Raw genomic sequence first — 19,811 nt, 5'->3', positions numbered from 1 at the left:
TATCTCCTTAGTTATTATTGATATACTTATGTAGTAATTCTACAGATTTCTCCACTTGAAACTCTTTTAAAAATAATTCTCTTGCATTTTTACTAAACTCTTTTCTCATTTCTTTGTTTTCTTTCATTATTTTTATATTTTCTATAAGAGAAGCAATATCATCACTACAAGACCATAATCCTACATTATTATCTTGAATTAAATTTCTTATATCTGTATTTTTATCTGTTGCAGCAATAATTGGGATACCCTTTTCCAAATATGCCAAAGTTCTCGATGGATAATTTGGAATTGTAAATCGTGGATCTAGAAATATGAATCCTGCATCACAACTTAATATTAGCTTTTCGTATTCTTCTCTTGGTAAACTCTTTAAAACTTTTACATTCTCCTGTCCTTTAAAATAATTATTTATTTTGTCCCATTCAGTTCCTCTTCCTACAAAAATAAACTCTATATTTTTATCATTTTTAAAACTGGATATTGCTGGAGCTATATTTAAAACTCCTTGCGGTAATCCCATATTACCGCCATACACAAATTGTAATTTTTCTTTTTCAAATCCAAAATTAATATCTTTATTTCCTGTATCTTTTTTTGTATTAGGAAAATAGTATACTTTCTCTTTTGAAACTTTAGGATTTTGCTCTAAAATATAATCCATATTGCCTTTTGACATACAGCCTATATAATCTGAAATATCATACAGCGACTCTTCCTTTCTTTTAAAATACTTAAAAATAAAACTATCTCTTTTCATAAGTCCTATATCAACTGCATTTTGAGGAAATATATCTTTTAGCATTAAAAAAGTTTTAATTTGAGAAGATCTCTTTATTTTTTTTACTATACCTTCTAAAGTTATTGGAGGTGTTTCATATAAAAGTAAATCAAAATTACTTATATTAATTTTTTTTATAATCCTTTTTAAGAAAAATGAAAGAAAAAGAATTCCAATTCCTTTCATTAAAAAATTTACATTATAAATTGGAAAACACCCACACCGAAAAACTATCGCTCCTCTTTCTTCAGCTACTTTATACTGAAATGGTTTTAATTCTTTTTCTATTGTAACAACGGTTACTTGATCTCCTTTTGTTACTAACTCTTCTACTATATCAGTATATATTGTTGAATTTTCCTCTTTCTTTGGAAAAACTGTTGAAACATACAGTACTTTCATTTTTTTCCTCCATAATAATGATATATATTCATTATACGATTTTCATCAGTTGTAATTTCCTTTATTTTTATAAAATTATTTTTTTGATAAAAATAGTTTGTTTTCTCATTATTTTTAGCATCTGTCTCTAACTCAATAAAATCAAACTTTTTAAAATCTATATTTTCTTTTAAAAAATCTATTAACTCTTTTCCGATACCTTTATTAGAATAATCAGGTTTAACTGCTATAGATTCTACGCGAATTTTTTTTAAAATTATTTTATCATTCTCCTTTTTTGAAAATAATTTTTTTTTAAATATATATATTAATTTAAAAAATGAAATTGGGTTTTTCAAAAATTTTTTAAAAAGTTTTAAGCAAAACGAAAAAAAATGTTTCTTCAAAATATTATAGTAAATTAATGTAGATCTTTCAGTAAAGGCTATAAAGCCAGCTATATTGTCATCTATTTTTGCTATATAAATCCCCGAATTTTTTACTTCTAAAAAACTTCTATATAGTTCAAAAAGTAAATCATCTCCTAGACTTGTTAAAAAAAAATTAGGAAATGCTTCTATATGTATTTTAACTATTGCTTTGACATCTTCACTATTTTTTGCAATATCTATTTTCATATTACCCTCTTATATTATTTTTTTTATATACTCACAAATATACTTTATATCATCTTCTGTCAAAAAATCATGAAGTGGTAAAGATATTTCATTCTTATATTGATTATATGCATTAGGATAATCTTCTATTTTAAATCCTAATTTCTTATAGGCTGTTAAAAGTGGTAATGGTTGAAAATGAACATTTGTTGCTATATCATCTTCTCCTAATTTTGCAATAACTTTATTTCTTTTTTCTTCATCTTGATTCTTTAATCTTATCATATATAAATGTTTACAACTTTCTTTAATATCATTTTTAAAGATAGGCAATTCTATTTTATCTATTAAGTCTCCTAGATACTTTTCATAGTAAGACACTAGCTCTTCTTTTTTCTTTAGAATTTCTCCATCGTATCTTTGAAGTTGGACTAATCCTATTGAAGCTATTATATCTGTCATATTAGATTTATAGCCTGGCATAACTATATCATATTTCCAGGCACCCGCTTTTAACTTGTTAAGAGCATCTTTATTTTGACCATGTAGAGATAACAACATAAAACCTTTATAAATTTCCTCATTATCAAAATTTTCTGGAAGATTCCAAGTTAAAGCTCCTCCTTCTCCTGTTGTTAAATTCTTAACAGCATGAAATGAAAACGAAGTTATATCTGCTACACTTCCAATTTTCTTTTCCTTATAGCTACTTCCAAAAGAATGTGCTGCATCACCAATAATTAATATTCTCCCTAATTCTTCTTGATAAGTTCCTTTTTTAGCATTAAATATATTTTTCTTTTTTTCAACTATATCTAATAATTCTGAGTAATCAGCGGGAAAACCACCTATATCAACTGCTATTATTGCTTTAGTCTTTGGTGTAATTAATTTCTCAACTTGTTTTGGATCTATATTAAACCCATTTTTTTTAGTATCTGCTAAAATTATCTTTGCACCACAATGATATATCACACTAGCAGAAGCTGTATAAGTATAGGCTGATGTTATAACTTCATCTCCTTTACCTATATCAAATAGTCTTAAAGCTAGTTCCATCGCAGCTGTTGCTGAATTAAGAGCTACTGCCTTTTTTGTTCCGCAATATTTTGCTATCTCGTCTTCAAATTTTTTGGTTTTTGGTCCTGTTGTAATCCAACCAGATCTTAATGTATCTACTACTTCAGCTATTTCTCTCTCTGTTATATCAGGTGGAGAAAAAGTAATTTTTCTCTTTTCCATATAGTTCCCATCTCCTTACTTATTTCAATATCTTTTTAATAGTCAATAAAATTATTTTTATATCTGTCATTACTGAAATTTCAGATAAATATTTTTTATTTAATTCTATTTTTCTTGGCATAATTTTTTCTATATAAGCCTTTTCTGGATCAGTCTCATTAACTAGAATATCATTCTCATTTGAAAACTCTATTGAAGCATAGTCTGTTATCCCTGCTCTTACTTTTAATATTTCTCTTTGTTCTTCTGTATATAGTGCTACATATTTTGGAACTTCAGGTCTTGGTCCCACTAAGCTCATATCTCCCAGTAAAACATTTATTAACTGAGGTATTTCATCTAACTTATATCTTCTTAAAAAATCTCCAACTTTAGTTATTCTACTATCTTTTCCTACAGTTATTTGACTGTATTTATCTGAACCTACTCTCATAGTACGATATTTAAAGATTTTAAATTCTCTTCCATTTTTTGTAACTCTTACTTGTTTAAAAAATACCGGTCCTTTTGAATCAATCTTTATTAATATAGCTATTATTATCATAAAAGGTGCTAGTAATATTAGTCCAAATAATGAAGAAATAATATCAAATATCCTTTTCAACACTTTTTACTCCACTCTCCCTTTAAAAGTTCCAATAATATTAGCTAAAGTTTTTCTCATTCCAACATTATCATGGTTCTTTATTAAATCTTGTAAAATTGTATAGTAGTTATCTATATCAACCTGTACTTTTTCATTTTCCATATTAGTTATAAATATTTTATTATTTGTAGTTTTTGTAGATGAATCAACATCATATAGAAGTTCTTCAAAAAGTTTTTCTCCAGGTCTAAGACCTACAATATCTATTCCAACGGAAGAACCTGATAATTTTATCATATTTTTTGCTAAATCATAAATTTTAACCGGCTCACCCATATCAAGTATAAAAATTTCTCCACCTTTTCCTAATGCTCCAGCTTCAATAACAAGCTGTGCTGCTTCCGGTATAGTCATAAAATATCTAATTATATCTTTATGTGTTAAAGTTAAATTCTTTCCTTCTTCTATTAATTTTGAAAATATTGGTATAACTGAGCCATTACTTCCTAAAACATTTCCAAATCTAACTGCCATAAATTTTGTACTACTTGATTTTTCTGAATATTTTTGAAAAATCATTTCACAAACTCTTTTTGTAGCCCCCATAATATTAGTAGGATTAACTGCTTTATCCGTAGAAATTAAAACAACTGATTCCAATTTATATTTAAGGCAACATTCAGCTACATTTCTCGTTCCAAATATATTATTCTTAATTGCTTCCTCTGGATTGTTTTCCATAAGTGGCACATGCTTATGAGCAGCAGCATGGAATAATATATTTGGCTTATATTTATTAAATAGATTTTCTAATTTATCTAAATCTCTCACACTTGCTATTTCTGTCTTATACTCTAAGTACGGATATTTTCTTTTTAACTCTAATTCCATCAAATATGATGAGTTTTCATTGATTTCAACATTAACTATTTTTTCAGGATTATATTTTGCAATCTGATTGATGAGTTCTGAACCTATACTTCCTCCACCACCAGTTACAAATACAGTTTTCCCTTCAATAAATTTTGAAACTTCTTTTGTATTTATTTGTATTTCTTCTCTTCCAAGTAAATCTTCCAATTTTATATTTCTAAGTTGAGAACTTAAATTAGTCTTTTCTATTAAATTGTCAACATTAGATATTATTTTTGCAGATACACTTTCTATTCCATTTATTTTTTCTAAAATTTTTGATATTTCTTTTCTTTTAGCAGAGGGCATAGAAATTATTATTTTTGATATTTCTTGCTTCTCTACAATTTTCTCCAAATCATCAAAGCCTCCAAAGACTTTTAAACCGTATACTTTTCCACCTATTTTATTTATACTATCATCTAAAAAGCCAATAATATTATATGGAAAATTAGGATTTACTCCAGCCTCTTTAACTAAAAGAACTCCAGCTTCTCCGGCACCATATATTAGTACTCTTTCTTTTTCATTATTCCCAACTGTTAGCCCCTTTAATCTTGTTAATATAAATAAAAATCTTGCTAAACATTGTAAAACTAAGAAAAATACAAAGTTTAAAAATACAAATTTTAAAGAATTTGTTCTTTTAAAAATGCATAAATATATAATAAAATTTAATCCAAAATTTACTGCTATTAATTGTATCGTATCCTTTATTCCTGTAAATCTCCAACTATTGTTATATATTTTTTGTAAGATATAATTAATTATAAAAAGAGTGTTATATAATATAATTACATATATGTCTAGGTAAACTTCAATTAAACAAAAGGATAATAATACAGAAAAGTTTAATAAAAAAATATCTATTAACAATTTTATAATTTTTCTTATATTATTCATAGAAAGCTCCTCTATTATCCTTTTTATTTACTCTTCTTATAACTTTTTACAAACTCTCTTCCAAAAGCTCCAACAACACCTAAAGCAAAACTTAAAAATATCCCAATTCCTAAAAATAATAGATTTTTACTTTTTTCTTTTTCTTCTATTATTGAACTATCATATTTTATAAAATTATTCACATCATCTAAATTTAATTCAAACATATTTTGAATAGCTTGATACTCATTTTCATAACGAGTGTAGTCTGGATAATATGAATCTATATTAGATACTTTTATTGGATAAACATATTTCAAATAGTTATCTCCATTTATTGTAGAACTTACGTTAAGTCCTGCCTTATCAACAGCATTCTTTTCTAATTCTTTCTTAAGTATTGGCAACGATTTTTCTAAAAACTTTTTTCGTTCTCCTATAAAATTAAACATTTTTTCTTGATAATATTTTTTTAATACTTCCAAATATGACTCTAGAATACTGTATGCTATTTTCTTATCTTTATCTAAATTCCTTTTAGTTACTACTGTAAGTTTATATGCATTAGCAGAAACTGACTCTTCTTCACCTTTTGGAACCACCTTTTTCATAGAAAGATTTTCTAGTATTTTGTTTTTATTTAAAAATCTTCTTTTCGTAGTAATATTTTCTCTATCTTCTGTCACAGAAGCTTCATATAAAGAGTTTAATTCTTTATTTTCAAATAATTTTTTTAAATATGTATCATCTAAAAGTATATCTGTAGGGCTTTTTTTAGGATAAAAAACTTTCCCATTTAAATAACTTTCTAATTCATCATAATTCAATGTATACTGAATTGATAAAACATTTTTCTTATCTAACAAAACTTTCTTCCCAACAAAAACTGCTGTTGCTATAAGTCCAATAATAAATATTATTACAAAAGTTTTTATATTTCTAACAAATATATCTATCAGCTGATATATATCTATTTCTTCTTCCTTGTACTCATTATCTAGCTCAACAAGATCTCTATCCATTTTTAATTTTCTCCTTTTTCTTTCAAATATCTATCTATTGCATCTTTCCAATGAGGTATTGAAAGAAGTAATGTTTCTCTTATTTTTTTACAGTTAAGCTTACTAAATTTAGGTCTAGGAGCTGGCAAATGAAATTCTTCAGTCTTTGCTCTTTCTAATTTCCCGGTCCAAGCTAACTTTTCCAAAATATATTGAGCTTGATCATATTTAGAAGCTACTCCTTCATTTGTAAAGTGATACAATCCACTTTCAGCACCTTTTTTTATAAGTTCCCAACTGTAATATGCTAAATCTTTTGAATAAGTCGGAGAAGATATTTGATCATCTACTATTCTCAATTCTTCATTGTTTTTTGACCATTCTATAATCTTGTCAACAAAGTTTGTATTTCCTTTTCCAAATACCCAAGAAGTTCTAACAATATATATTTTTGAAGTATTTTCTGGCATATCTATTATTTGTTTAACCAAAATTTCTCCCTCATTTTTAGCTCTTGAATATGTTGAAGTTGGATGTGTTTCATCTTCTTCTGTAAATCCTGTAGTCTCATTATGTAAATAATTAGCTATTTTCCCATTGAAAACAAAATCTGTTGAATAAGTTATATAGTTTGCACCTATTTCTGAAGCTATTTTTGCCAAATTTGCAGGTACTTCAGCATTCATTTTATAGCATAATTCTTTTTCTTCTTCAGCTTTATCAACATCATTATACGCTGCACAATTTATTATAGTATCAACTCCATAATTTTGATTCATAGTTTGTATATATGCTCTTAAAAAATCTCCATTTGTTATATCTAATTCATCCTTATCAGTTGCAAGATATTTCTCTCCCAACGAATCAAATAACTCTTTAAAATCCGTTCCTAATTTTCCATTAGCTCCAAATATTAATTTCATATCTTCTCCTAGTCTATTTTATTTTCTTTTTTATATTCAAAAAATGTTTTATTTTTTTTATCTTTTTCAGAAATTATTAATTCTTTCTCATTTATATTATATTTCTTAAAATTCCACTCTATTTTTAAGTTAGCATCATTCCAAACAAGTCCGTCCTCAGCTTGTGGTGTATAAAAATTATCACATTTATAATAACTTTCTACTTCATCTGTTAAAGCTAAGAAACCATGAGCAAGACCTCTTGGTATAAAAAACATTTTTTTATTTTCTTCACTTAGTTCAATAGCAACATACTTTCCAAAAGTTTGACTATCTTTTCTCAAATCAACTGCCACATCAAGAACTGCCCCTTTTAAAACTCTTACAAGTTTTGCTTGAGCAAACTCTCCTTTTTGAAAGTGCAATCCCCTTAATACTCCTTTTGAAGATTTTGAGTGATTATCCTGAACAAAAATATTATCTATTCCTATTTCTTTAAAATCATTATAGTTGTAGCTTTCTAAAAAAAATCCTCTATTATCTTCAAATACTGTTGGTTCAATTATAACTAAATCTTGTATTTCTGTTTCTATTTTTTTAAATTTCATTTTCTTTTCCTCTTATTCGTTTTTTTTAGCTATTTTATATTATAAAATATATTTTTTTATTATACAATCTTTTTTTCTATGAAAAAGTATAAATTTAAAGAGAAAATTTAGTTTCTGACGCCTATCAAGAGATTTTGTTTGTTGGGAAAGTTAGTCTTCGACGTCCGTATTACTCTGGAGAGCATTTCGGTGAGCTCGGAAGAGTCATACGGCTGTCAGAAGACCTTATTTATTTTATTAAAATTATTAAAATTATAATTCCTAATATTATTCTATATAACCCAAAAGAAGCAAAACTTCTTCTTTTTATAAAATTCATAAACCATTTTATAACAATATAAGCTACAACGAAAGAAATAAATGAACCTAGTCCTAAATAAATCCATTCTTGATTTGTAAATGACAATCCATTTTTTAACAACTTTAAAAATGTTGCACCTAGCATTGTTGGTATAGCTAAATAGAATGAAAATTCTGCTGCTATCGGTCTTGCCAAACCTAAAAGTAAGGCTCCTATTATCGTAGCTCCAGATCTTGATGTTCCTGGTATCATAGCTAAGCATTGAAAAAATCCAATTAAAAATGCTGTTCTATATTTCAATGAAGAAAATTTAGTAACAGTTGTATTTAATTTATTTTTCTTGTTTAGATATTCTATTACAATAAAAATAATTCCATATAGTATCAAAGTTATTGCTATTATCATTACATTATTCATTAAATACTTATCTATAATATCATCTAACATAAGTCCTATAATTGCAGCAGGTAAAGCTCCAACAATTATTTTCAGCCATAATCTAAATCTTTGTATAAATTCTTTTTTGTTGCTTACAAAAGGACTGACATCTTTCCAAAAATAAACTACAACTGAAAGTATTGCTCCAAGTTGAATTATAATTAAAAAACTGTTAATAAAATGTTCAGACAAAACATTATTACCAAAAAATTGATTAACAAGTATCATATGACCTGTACTGCTAACAGGTAAAAATTCTGTAATTCCTTCCACAATAGAAAGAATTACAACTAATATTAATGCTCCCACTTACAACATCTCCTATAGATAAGAATCTTCTTTTGCTAAATAATTTTGAACATAGTCTTTCACACCTTCTTCTAAAGTGTATAATTTTTTAGTGTACCCTATTTTTCTAAGTTTCTCTATTTTGGCTTCAGTAAAATATTGATATTTCCCTTGTAAATCTTCAGGCATAGGTATCAATTCAACAACATCTTCTCTTTTTAAATTTTCATCTCCTGATGCTGCTCTCATTGTTGCCATAGATAAGTCCATAAAGCTTCTTGCTTTTCCTGTACCTATGTTATAGATTCCAGATTCCACATCATTAGTCAACATAAAATACATTATATCAACTACATCTTTTACATACACAAAATCTCTTAATTGTTCTCCATCTTTAAATCCTTCTTTATATGATTTAAAAAGTTTTACATATCCATTTTCTTTAAATTGATTGTATGTATGGAAAATCATAGATGCCATTCTACCTTTATGATATTCTTGAGGTCCATAAACATTAAAGAATTTTAATCCATTCCATTGTTTTGGCTTTGATTCTTGTTTAAAAGCCCAATCGTCAAAAAATTTCTTTGAGTAACCATATTTGTTTAAAGGCATTAGTTTTTGTAGCTCTTCAGGGCTTACATCATCGTTATATCCAAGTTCACCCATACCATAAGTTGCTGCTGAAGATGCATAAATGTATTTTATATTTTTTTCAGCACAAAAATTCCATAAAAATTTAGTGTATCCGAAGTTATTATCCATTAAGAAATCTCCATCAGTTTCTGTTGTTGCTGAGCAAGCTCCCATATGAATAACTGCTTCTATCTTATCTGCATTCTCTTTAGAAGATAACCAATCTTGTAAATTATCTTTATCTATCCAATCGTAATATTCTCTTTTTCTAATATTTAACCATTTATTTTCTTTTCTTAATTTATCCACTATTAAGATATCTTTTCTTCCCATCTCATTTAGCTTCCATACGAAAGCACTTCCTATCATTCCAGCTCCACCAGTAACTATTATCATAACTAGCTCCTCCTTATAACTACATTTTCTTCCTTAACTTTAAAATTATATCATTTTTATCAAATATTTCCAAATTTAGAAATAAAAATTTTTATTATATTTGCATTTGTGATAAAATAAAATTATTAAAATTATTCTGGAGGTAAATTTTGAAAAAATTAATTTTATTCATATATATTATTTTAAATTTAAATTTTCTTTATGCTGAAAATCTGGAATTAAAATTAAATGAAGATGTCAAAATAGAAGAAATTCAAAATCAAATAAAAAATCTAGAAAATAAAATAGACTCACTTAAAAAAGTAAAATCTGAAAAAGAAAAAAATAATTTAAAAGTTGCTCTTGTTTTAAGTGGAGGTGGAGCAAAAGGTTATGCACATCTTGGAGTTTTAAAAATTTTAGAAAAAGAAAATATAAAAATCGATTATATTACTGGAACAAGTGTTGGTGCTTTGATTGGGACTCTTTACTCTATGGGTTATAAAGTTGAAGAAATTGAAGCAATATTAGATAAATTAAATGTCGAAAATTTTTTGGAATCTGGAACAGACATAAGTAATTTAGCTTTAGATAAAAAAGAAAGTTTAAGAAAATATAGTTTTTATATAAATTTTGATAACGAGTTAAATTATTCCTTACCTAAAGGATTAAGAGATACGGAAACAATGTATTTGGAAGTTAAAAATTTAACTAGAAAATTTGAAAATATAAAGAATTTTGATGATTTCCCAATTCCATTAAGAATTATAGCTACAAACCTAAATACAGGTAATACTGAAGCTTTTTCTAAGGGAGATGTTGCTAGAGTGCTAACTGCAAGTATGGCTATACCAACAATTTTAGAGCCTGTTGAAATAAATGGAAATCTCTATGTTGACGGTCTTGTTAGTAGAAACCTGCCCGTTCAAGATGCTTATGATATGGGAGCTGATATTGTTATTGCTTCAGATGTTGGAACTGCTGTTATAAAAAAAGATAACTACAATATACTTAGTGTCTTAAATCAAATGATAGCTATTCAATCATCATATATAACAAAAGAGTCGAGAGAAAAGGCTTCAATTTTAATTAGTCCCAATTTAAAAGATATTTCAGCTATTGACACATCTAAAAAATTGGATTTAATTCATCTTGGAGAACTTGCAACTCTAGAGCAAATAAACAACTTAAATAAATTGCCTAAAAACTTTGAAAAAAGAACTGTTTCTAATATTATTAAAAAAGAAAATAAAGAAAACTTTATTATTAAAAAAATTGTTTTTGATTCTAAGTTTGATGATAATACTAAAGATATTTTAAATAATATCTTTAACTCATTGCTTTATAAAGAAATTACAGAAGAAGATATAGAAAATAAGATGCTTGATGTTTATAATTTAAAATATGTAAACAAGCTTTATTATCATATAACTGACGACGCTTTATATCTTGAAGGAGAAAAAGGTCATTTAAATAGAGTAGGTCTTGGAGTAGACTATCGTACAGGTTATGGAGCAACATTTAATGTTGGAACTGATTTATTCTTTAATGGTAAATTTGGAAACAACGTTAATTTAAATCTGAAAGTTGGAGACTACTTAGGTGCTAATCTAGGAACTTTAAGCTATTATGGTTTAAAAAATAAAGTTGGTATACTAACTAATATCGGTTATGAAGAAAGTCCATTTTTCTTATATGACCAAAAAAGAAAAACTGCTAAATTTTTGAATAGAGACTTATTTTTTAACTTAGGTCTATTCACTCAACTTACAAATAATACTATGTTATCTTATGGAGTTTTATCTAAAGTTTCAACCTTAAAATTAGATACCGGAGAAGAAAATTCTAAGAAGTTAGAATATTCTAACAACACAAACAAAACTTATGTAAGATTAAAATATGATAAATTAGATTCAATTTCTAATCCAATGAAAGGTATAAAAGTTGATGCTATATATAATTTAGCTAACTCTTTTGGAAGTTCAAAATCAAATTTATATGGACCTTCTTATAGTATTAAAGGATATATTCCTACAAGTAAAAGATCAGCTCTTATCTATGGTGTTAACTCTGCTATACTTAGAGGGGATAATATCAAAGCAAATCAATATATCAAACTAGGTGGAATGTACAGTAATATTGATAACAATGAATTTGAATTTTATGGTTTTAATTTCCAAGAAAAACAAGTTAAAGACTTCTTTAGTTTTACATTTGGTTTTAAAAGAAAAGTACTTTACTCACTGTATTTTAGTGCAAAATACAATATTGCAACATTTACAGAAAATAAATCTTTAGATGACAATAAAAATAGAAGCAAACTATGGAAAGATTATTATAACGGACTTGGACTTTCTCTTAATTATGATTCTCCTATTGGTCCTATTGAATTTTCTGTTGCCAGTGATTTAAAAAATAAAAAACCTATTGGAAGCATTTCCATAGGTTATAAATTAGACTAATTCGTTATTTTATAAAATTAAATAGCAAAATTAGTCTCTGACGTCTGTCAGGAGACTTTATTTATGGAGGTTTAAGTTTTATGTTCACAGAATTATTTAATGATTTTAGTATTGAAAAATTTCTTATTCTTGCTTTTTTTTGTTTCTTTGCAGCAGTAGTTGATGCTATTTCTGGAGGGGGAGGTTTAATTTCTCTTCCTGCATACTTTGCTGTAGGTTTTCCTCCACATATAGCCTTAGGAACAAATAAACTTTCAGCTTTTCTTTCAACTTTTGCTAGTGCATTTAAATTTTGGAAAGCTAAAAAAATTAATACTGAAATAGTTTCTAAACTTTTTATTTTTTCACTTGCTGGAGCTGTTCTAGGAGTAAAAACTGCTGTTTCTATAGATTCAAAATATTTTACTCCAATTTCTTTTGGAATTTTAATAATAGTTTTTATCTATGCATTAAAAAATAAAAAACTAGGAGAAGATAATTTTTATAGGGGAACTACTCCGAAAACTATTATTTATGGAAAAATTATGGCTTTTGCTCTAGGTTTTTACGATGGTTTTTTAGGTCCAGGAACTGCTGCTTTTTTGATGTTCTGTTTGATAAAAATCTTTAAACTAGACTTTTCATCGGCTAGTGGAAATACAAAAATTTTAAATTTATCAAGTAATTTTGCAAGTTTAATTGTCTTTGCTTATTTTGGAAAATTAAATTGGACTTATGGAATTTTAATTGCTTTAGTTATGACTGTAGGTGCTATTATAGGTTCTAGATTAGCTATTTATAAGGGAAATAAATTTATAAAGCCTATGTTTTTAATCGTTACAAGTGTTCTTATCATAAAGATGTCTTTTGAAATATTTTTCAAATAATATTAAGCTCCTTGATAACATCATATAATATTACAGACAAATCTTTCTACAAATAGATAAAGTCTCTTGACAGCCGTATGAGTTCTACGAGCTCAATAAACACAGGCTCTTCGAACTAATACGGACGTCAGAGACTATTTTTTATATTCTATAGAAAAAAATGGAATCCTTTTTATCTAATTTAGATTTAAGATTCCATTTTATATTTTTTAATAATTTAAATAGTAAAACTATTTTTTTATTAATTCGTTGATTTCAGATATTATTGCTTCTGCATCTAATCCGTGAGCTTCAATTCCTTCTCCCAAAGTTTCTCCTGAAGCTATCATACATCCTACACATCCAAGACCATGTCTTTGAAATACTTCAACAGCTACTGGATATTTTTCAACTACTTCCATTATATTCATATCTTTAGTTACCATTATTATCCTCCTCAAAATTTTATATTTTCTACTATGCTACTATTATAATAAAACTTACAATTTTTGTCAAGATTTATTAATTCTAATCTTTTCCATTGAAAAAATAACTTGAAAGTGTTACTATTTTACTATAAAAACTATTGAAATATTAAATCAAATAAAATTATATGGGAGGTTCTTATGAAAAATTTAGAATTAAGAAGTTTTTTGGAATACAAATTTTTATCAAATTTAGATTTCAATCCAAATGGAAGAAAAATTGCTTTTTCTGTAAGTGAAAGTGATATTGAAAAAAATTTATATAAGCATTTTATTTACACTTTAGATACAGATACTAATGAAATTAAAAAACTTACTCATAGAGGGAAAGAAAAAAATTCTCTTTGGCTGGATAACAATACTATATTATTTTCTTCAGATAGAAACGAAGAAATAAAAGAAAAAATAAAAAATGGTGAAACTTGGTCTGTGTTTTATGCTCTTGATACAAAAAATGGTGGAGAAGCTTATGAATATATGACTCTTCCCTTTGACGTTACTGAAATTAAAATTATTGATAACGATAACTTTATTTTTACAGCAACTTTTGATAATAATTCTTTAAATATTAATAACTTAACTGGTGAAGAAAAAGAAAAAGCTATTAAACTTTACAATGAAAATAAAGATTATGAAATTTTAGATGAAATTCCTTTTTGGTCTAATGGAGTCGGATTTGTAAACAAAAAAAGAAACAGACTTTATCACTATGATAAATCACAAAATAAAACAACTGAAATTTCAGGAATTTTTTCAAACATTGAATTTTTTAATCTAAAAGATAATAAAGTTGTTTTCGGTGGAAGAACTTATGAGAATAAACAGCCAACAACTGCTGAGCTTTGGAGCTATGACTTAGCCACAAAAAAACTTGAAACTATTATTAAAGATGGTCTATATGATATTAGTTATGCAAACTTTATTGAAGATAAGATAGTATGTGCTTTAAGTGACATGAAAGATTTTGGAATTAATGAAAATCACAAGTTATACCTTATAGATAAGGATAAAAATATTAATCTTCTATTTGAAAATGACACTTGGCTTTCTTGTACTGTTGGAAGTGATTGTAGATTAGGTGGAGGAAAATCATTTAAAATAATTGATAATAAATTATTTTTCCTATCAACAATGGCTGATAGTGTATATTTAAACTCAATAGATACTAAGGGTAAACATCAGGTTTTATGCTCAGAAGATGGAAGTATAGATTTCTTTGATATTGCAAATAATAAAATTTATTATGTTGGTATGAGAAATTATGGTCTACAAGAAATATATATTTTAGAAAATTCTAGCTCTAAAAAAATATCAAGTTTTAACGAAAAAATATTTGAAAACTATGAAATTTCTAGACCAGAAATTTTTGATTTTACTACAAATGGAGATATTACAAAAGGCTTTGTTATTTATCCGATTAATTATGACAAAAACAAAAAATATCCAGCAATATTAGATATCCATGGTGGTCCAAAAACAGCTTATGGAAATATTTTTTACCACGAAATGCAAGTTTGGGCAAATATGGGATACTTCGTTATTTTTACTAATCCTCATGGAAGCGATGGATATGGAAATATATTTGCAGATATAAGAGGAAAATATGGAACTGTTGATTATGAAGACCTTATGAATTTTGTTGATTATGTAGTTGAAAAATATCCTATTGATAAGAATAGACTTGGAGTTACTGGTGGTTCGTATGGTGGTTATATGACAAACTGGATTATAGGCCATACAGATAGATTTAAATGTGCAGTTTCTCAAAGAAGTATTTCAAACTGGATTTCAAAATTTGGAACTACTGATATTGGTTACTATTTTAATGCTGATCAAAATCAAGCTACTCCTTGGATTAATCATGATAAATTATGGTGGCATTCTCCTGTAAAATATGCTGATAAAGCTAAAACTCCAACTTTATTTATACATTCAGAAGAAGACTATAGATGTTGGCTTGCTGAAGGTTTACAAATGTTTACTGCTTTAAAATATCATGGCGTTGATGCTAGACTTTGTATGTTTAGAGGAGAAAATCACGAATTATCAAGAAGTGGTAAGCCAAAACATAGAATTAAAAGATTAGAAGAAATCACAAATTGGTTTGAAAAATATTTAAAATAAAAAATATAATATTGTAAAATAAAGTCTCTTGACAGCCGTATGAGTTCTACAAGCTCAATAAACACAGGCTCTTCAAACTAATACGGACGTCAGAGACTAATTTTTATTTTTATACTTTCCTATAGAGTAAAAATAGCCCCCTATGATATTTAATATTCTATCATAGAAGGCTATTCATTTAAATATTTACAGACTTTTTTCACAGTCTCTTTTTACTATCTATAAGACTTATACCATAGTTCCCAATTTTTCTCCACCAATTAAATGGAAATGAATATGAAATACAGTTTGTCCTCCATGTTCATTACAATTAGATACAACTCTATACCCATCTTTATCTATACCAAATTCTTTTGCAAGTTTTCCTATAACTTGATATATTTTCCCAATTAATAGAGCATCCTCATCTTTTATATCATTAATTGTAGGTATTTCTTTCTTAGGAACAACAAGTACATGTACTGGTGCAACCGGTGCTATATCTTTAAAAGCTATAACATCAGCATCTTCGTATACAATGTTTGCTGGAATTTCTTTATTTATAATTTTTGTAAAAATTGTAGCCATGATATCACCTAAAATCCTTTTTACTAAAATAAATTACAACTTTCTATTGCATCAATTCTCTTTTGATGTCTTCCACCTTCAAATGATGATGCTAAAAATTCATCAACTATATCTAAAGCCAAAACATCTCCAACTATTCTAGCTCCTAAAGCTAAAATATTTGCATCATTATGTTGTCTTGTAAGTTTTGCCATTGTTGTGTTTGTGCAGTTTGCAGCTCTAATTCCTTTTATCTTATTTGCAGCAATAGATATACCTATCCCTGTTCCACAAACTAAAATTCCAAAATCTACTTCTTTTTCTACTACACTTTTAGCAACTAAATGACCATATTTTGGATAATCAACACTTTCAGAACTATTAGTTCCAAAATCTACAACTTCAATATTCCCCTTTTTAGCTAAATGTTCTTTTATTTTTTCTTTTAATTCATATCCACCGTGATCTGCACCTAAAGCTATTTTCATATTATTACTCCTCATCTTCAAACCCATGAAAATGAACATGTCCATGAGCTAGTTCTTCATCTGTTGCTTCTCTTACATCTGCTACTTCAATTTCAAATGATAAATTTCTTCCAGAGAAAGGATGGTTTGAATCTGTGAAAACTTTATCTCCATCAATTTCTGTTATGACAGCAACCATTTCACTTCCATCTTCTAATTCAACTACAAATTCCATTCCTTCATAAATATCATCAAAATCTGCAAAATCTGCTTTAGTCAATTCTTCAACTAATTCTTCATCATAATCTCCGTATGCTTCTTCCATAGGTATATCAACATTTGTTTTAAAACCTTTTGTTTTACCATCTAATGCAAGTTCAACTTTTGGTAAAAATTGTCCCATACCTTGAATATAGAAATAAGGTCCTAATTCTTCTGTACTTTCTAACAATTCTTTTGTATCTGCATCATAAACTTTATACTCCAATGTAACAACTTTATTTTCTCCAATTTTCATTTAATACACCTCTCTATTTTTTATTCGTATTATAAGGATACCATATATTTTTTAAAATTAAAACATATTTTTTATATTTAAATTTAAAAACATATTTCTCTCTACTTCTTTTCTATTTTCTTCACTTGTTATTTTTTCAAGTAATAATAAAGCTAAAGTTAATGAGTTTCCTGGTCCTGAGCAAGTTAAAATATTTCCATCTTCAACTATTTCATTTTCAATAGGGCTAACTTCATACTTTTGTAGTTGATTAAAATATCTTTTATTATCTAGTAAATATGTTGTAACTTTTTTATTCTTTATATAGCCCGTTTCTAATAAATTTATAACTGCACTGCAAATTGCAACTATTATCTTATTTTCTTTTACAAAACGTTCTATTATTTGTTTGAAAATTTCATTATTTTTATCTTCAAAAAAACTGGCTTTTCCAAAACCACCTGGAATAATTAAAATATCATAGTCATATATCTCATTAATATTCTCAAAATTTATTACTTGTTGTGCTTTTAATTCACCACCCCAAGTACAAGTTACACTTTCTTTGTAAGAGATTGTTTTTAATGCTATATCTCTGTATTCTTTTTTTGCTACAACATTATTCCAACCAAATATATCAGTAAAAGTTGCAATTTCAAACAACTCTACTCCCTCGAATAAAAATATTGCAATTTTTTTCATATTTCCTCTTTTCTACACTTTATTTTTATTATAAAGTATTAATTATCTTATTACAATAGATGTAAAAAATATATTTTTTAAAAGATAAAAATATTGTATAATATAAGAAACGAATTTGGGAGGTAATATATGAGATCTGAAGTTAGAGATATTATAAATAACATTAATAGAGTTTTACAAGAAATAAAATATATTGATGTTAGTACAAATAAAGAAGAAAATGCTGTAAGTAGAAATATAAAGGGAAAAGATCCAGATGTTGTGGCAGAAGTATTTGAGCATTTAGGACTTATTTCTAAAGAAATTTCTAAGGTTCACAACAAAGGCTTAGAAAATGAATACACAGAAAAATATATTTACTTAAGTAACAAAGTATACACTGATATTGAGCAATTCAAAAAAGATTTTATGATTTTTTAGAAAACTATAATTTAAATAATTAAATTAGTCTCTGACGTCCGTATTAGTTCGAAGAACCTATTTTTTAGCTTGGAAAAATTATATGGCTGTCAAGAGGCTTTTCTAATCTATTAAAATTTATTAAGTTAATATGAATTTAAATAGTAAAATTAGTCTTGACGTCCGTATTAGTTCGAAGAGCCTGTGTTTTCTGAGCTTGTAGAACTCATACGGCTGTCAAGAGACTTAATTAATTTATTTTATTAATTTATTTATATATATTTCCTAAAAGCCCTACAATTTCTTTAGCTTTTTGAACTTTTTCAATAGCTATTGCTCTTGCTTTTTTAGAACCTTCATTTAATACATCTTTTACATAATCCATATTTTTTTCTAATTCTTCTCTTTTTTCTCTTGCATTTCCAAAATGCTCTAAGATAGAATTTAAAAGTTCTGTTTTAGCATGACCATAGCCAAAATTACCAGCTAAAAACTTTTCTTTTAATTCGTTTTGCTTTTCAATTCCATTAAATAATGCATAAATTTTTGCAATATTATTATCCGGATTCTTTGGTTCTTCTAATGGAGTTGAGTCAGTTACTATACTCATAACTTGTTCTTTTAGTTTCTTTTTTGTTGCAAACATGTTAATAGTATTGTTGTATGACTTACTCATTTTTTGTCCATCAGTTCCTGGAACTATTGCAGAATCATCTAGAATTAAAGGTTCGGGCAATTTAAAAAAGTCCACTTCATATTGTTGATTAAATTTCATAGCTATATCTCTTGTCATTTCCAAATGTTGTTTTTGATCTTTTCCAACTGGAACTACATCTGAATCATAAATTAAAATATCTGCTGCCATTAAAACTGGATAAGTTAAAAGCCCTGTATTAGATGGTATTCCTTTTGCTATTTTATCTTTATATGAATGTCCTCTTTCTAATAATCCAACAGGAGTTATATTTGAAAGCAACCACATAAGTTCAACATGTTCTGGTACATTAGATTGTAAAAATATTGTTGATTTTTTAGGATCTAATCCTAATGCTAAATAATCAAGTACAATATTATATGTATTTTCTCTAAGACTTTCAGGTTTTGTTAAAGATGTTAGAGAGTGATAATCAGCAATAAAATAAAACCCATCATAAGTATCTTGAAAATCTATAAATTGTTTCATTGCTCCAAAATAATTTCCAAGATGTAAAATTCCACTTGGTTGAATTCCAGATAAACTTCTTTTCATTTTTTTCCTCCATTTTTATTTTAAATATTACTTAAAAATTATAACATAGTGATATCTAAAAAACAATTTTAAATCAAAAATTTATG

Annotated in this window: 20 protein-coding genes; 4 read left to right on the top strand and 16 right to left on the bottom strand. The window is 26.6% G+C overall.

The features are described 5' to 3' along the window. Positions 1 to 7: 7 nt before the first annotated feature. The 10 genes from BQ2505_RS04955 to rfaD all read right to left on the bottom strand — a co-directional run bounded on the left by BQ2505_RS04955 (position 8) and on the right by rfaD (position 9,971). A complete protein-coding gene (locus BQ2505_RS04955) occupies positions 8 to 1,183 on the bottom strand; it encodes a glycosyltransferase family 4 protein (protein ID WP_074016673.1) in 1,176 nt (391 codons plus the stop codon). Beyond that, positions 1,180 to 1,800, bottom strand: a complete 621-nt coding sequence (locus BQ2505_RS04950; protein WP_074016672.1) for a GNAT family N-acetyltransferase — start codon at positions 1,798 to 1,800, stop codon at positions 1,180 to 1,182. The genes BQ2505_RS04955 and BQ2505_RS04950 overlap by 4 nt, the downstream gene beginning before the upstream one ends. 9 nt (positions 1,801 to 1,809) lie before the next feature. Beyond that, positions 1,810 to 3,021, bottom strand: coding sequence for a DegT/DnrJ/EryC1/StrS family aminotransferase (locus BQ2505_RS04945; RefSeq protein WP_074016671.1), 1,212 nt, complete (start codon positions 3,019 to 3,021; stop codon positions 1,810 to 1,812). 19 nt (positions 3,022 to 3,040) lie between these two features. Further along, complete coding sequence (locus BQ2505_RS04940) at positions 3,041 to 3,628, bottom strand: sugar transferase (RefSeq protein WP_074016670.1); 588 nt, start codon at positions 3,626 to 3,628, stop codon at positions 3,041 to 3,043. A gap of 3 nt (positions 3,629 to 3,631) precedes the next feature. Then, positions 3,632 to 5,422, bottom strand: a complete 1,791-nt coding sequence (locus BQ2505_RS04935; RefSeq protein WP_074016669.1) for a polysaccharide biosynthesis protein — start codon at positions 5,420 to 5,422, stop codon at positions 3,632 to 3,634. Between the two features lie 23 nt (positions 5,423 to 5,445). After that, complete coding sequence (locus tag BQ2505_RS04930; protein WP_074016668.1) at positions 5,446 to 6,423, bottom strand: GumC domain-containing protein; 978 nt, start codon at positions 6,421 to 6,423, stop codon at positions 5,446 to 5,448. Positions 6,424 to 6,425: 2 nt separating this feature from the next. Next, positions 6,426 to 7,325 (bottom strand): dTDP-4-dehydrorhamnose reductase, encoded by a 900-nt coding sequence (rfbD, locus tag BQ2505_RS04925; protein ID WP_074016667.1) that lies wholly within the window; start codon positions 7,323 to 7,325, stop codon positions 6,426 to 6,428. A gap of 8 nt (positions 7,326 to 7,333) precedes the next feature. Then, positions 7,334 to 7,912, bottom strand: a complete 579-nt coding sequence (rfbC, locus tag BQ2505_RS04920) for a dTDP-4-dehydrorhamnose 3,5-epimerase (RefSeq protein WP_074016666.1) — start codon at positions 7,910 to 7,912, stop codon at positions 7,334 to 7,336. A gap of 229 nt (positions 7,913 to 8,141) precedes the next feature. Beyond that, positions 8,142 to 8,960 carry an undecaprenyl-diphosphate phosphatase gene (locus BQ2505_RS04915; RefSeq protein WP_074016665.1) on the bottom strand — a complete coding sequence of 273 codons (819 nt, stop codon included), beginning with the start codon at positions 8,958 to 8,960 and terminating at the stop codon, positions 8,142 to 8,144. Positions 8,961 to 8,972: 12 nt separating this feature from the next. Continuing rightward, positions 8,973 to 9,971 (bottom strand): ADP-glyceromanno-heptose 6-epimerase, encoded by a 999-nt coding sequence (gene rfaD / locus BQ2505_RS04910; RefSeq protein WP_074016664.1) that lies wholly within the window; start codon positions 9,969 to 9,971, stop codon positions 8,973 to 8,975. Positions 9,972 to 10,120: 149 nt separating this feature from the next. Between rfaD and BQ2505_RS04905 the strand changes: the two genes are divergently transcribed. Together BQ2505_RS04905 and BQ2505_RS04900 are read left to right on the top strand one after the other, a co-directional pair. After that, positions 10,121 to 12,412 (top strand): patatin-like phospholipase family protein, encoded by a 2,292-nt coding sequence (locus BQ2505_RS04905; RefSeq protein WP_074016663.1) that lies wholly within the window; start codon positions 10,121 to 10,123, stop codon positions 12,410 to 12,412. Between the two features lie 80 nt (positions 12,413 to 12,492). After that, positions 12,493 to 13,278, top strand: a complete 786-nt coding sequence (locus tag BQ2505_RS04900) for a sulfite exporter TauE/SafE family protein (protein ID WP_074016662.1) — start codon at positions 12,493 to 12,495, stop codon at positions 13,276 to 13,278. Positions 13,279 to 13,508: 230 nt separating this feature from the next. On the opposite strand, the gene BQ2505_RS04895 is transcribed toward BQ2505_RS04900, so the two are convergent. Continuing rightward, positions 13,509 to 13,703 carry a DUF1858 domain-containing protein gene (locus BQ2505_RS04895; RefSeq protein ID WP_074016661.1) on the bottom strand — a complete coding sequence of 65 codons (195 nt, stop codon included), beginning with the start codon at positions 13,701 to 13,703 and terminating at the stop codon, positions 13,509 to 13,511. A 180-nt stretch (positions 13,704 to 13,883) separates the two neighbouring features. Here BQ2505_RS04895 and BQ2505_RS04890 point away from each other — a divergent pair, with 180 nt between their 5' ends. After that, positions 13,884 to 15,866: a S9 family peptidase gene (locus BQ2505_RS04890; RefSeq protein ID WP_074016660.1), complete on the top strand. Its 1,983-nt coding sequence runs from the start codon at positions 13,884 to 13,886 to the stop codon at positions 15,864 to 15,866. A 228-nt stretch (positions 15,867 to 16,094) separates the two neighbouring features. Here the strand turns inward: BQ2505_RS04890 and BQ2505_RS04885 are convergent, their stop codons facing one another. Genes BQ2505_RS04885 through BQ2505_RS04870 form a run of 4 tightly spaced genes read right to left on the bottom strand, consistent with a single transcriptional unit; the run spans position 16,095 to position 18,077 of the window. After that, positions 16,095 to 16,433 carry a histidine triad nucleotide-binding protein gene (locus BQ2505_RS04885; RefSeq protein ID WP_074016659.1) on the bottom strand — a complete coding sequence of 113 codons (339 nt, stop codon included), beginning with the start codon at positions 16,431 to 16,433 and terminating at the stop codon, positions 16,095 to 16,097. Between the two features lie 23 nt (positions 16,434 to 16,456). Beyond that, positions 16,457 to 16,900: a ribose 5-phosphate isomerase B gene (rpiB, locus tag BQ2505_RS04880; protein WP_074016658.1), complete on the bottom strand. Its 444-nt coding sequence runs from the start codon at positions 16,898 to 16,900 to the stop codon at positions 16,457 to 16,459. A 4-nt stretch (positions 16,901 to 16,904) separates the two neighbouring features. Further along, the gene (locus BQ2505_RS04875) at positions 16,905 to 17,396 is read right to left on the bottom strand and encodes an FKBP-type peptidyl-prolyl cis-trans isomerase (protein ID WP_074016657.1); all 492 of its coding nucleotides are present in this window, start codon (positions 17,394 to 17,396) and stop codon (positions 16,905 to 16,907) included. Between the two features lie 57 nt (positions 17,397 to 17,453). Beyond that, the gene (locus tag BQ2505_RS04870) at positions 17,454 to 18,077 is read right to left on the bottom strand and encodes a DJ-1/PfpI family protein (protein WP_074016656.1); all 624 of its coding nucleotides are present in this window, start codon (positions 18,075 to 18,077) and stop codon (positions 17,454 to 17,456) included. Positions 18,078 to 18,206: 129 nt separating this feature from the next. Between BQ2505_RS04870 and BQ2505_RS04865 the strand changes: the two genes are divergently transcribed. Next, positions 18,207 to 18,497, top strand: coding sequence for a hypothetical protein (locus BQ2505_RS04865; protein WP_074016655.1), 291 nt, complete (start codon positions 18,207 to 18,209; stop codon positions 18,495 to 18,497). A gap of 247 nt (positions 18,498 to 18,744) precedes the next feature. Here BQ2505_RS04865 and trpS read toward each other — a convergent pair whose 3' ends face one another. After that, positions 18,745 to 19,725 (bottom strand): tryptophan--tRNA ligase, encoded by a 981-nt coding sequence (gene trpS, locus BQ2505_RS04860; protein ID WP_074016654.1) that lies wholly within the window; start codon positions 19,723 to 19,725, stop codon positions 18,745 to 18,747. Between the last annotated feature and the right edge of the window lie 86 nt (positions 19,726 to 19,811).

Origin of the sequence: Fusobacterium massiliense (genome assembly GCF_900095705.1) — a bacterium.
In the GTDB taxonomy this organism is placed as follows: domain Bacteria; phylum Fusobacteriota; class Fusobacteriia; order Fusobacteriales; family Fusobacteriaceae; genus Fusobacterium; species Fusobacterium massiliense.
The sequence above is the reverse complement of the archived record's forward strand: the minus strand, read 5'-3'. Positions and strand labels throughout refer to the sequence as shown.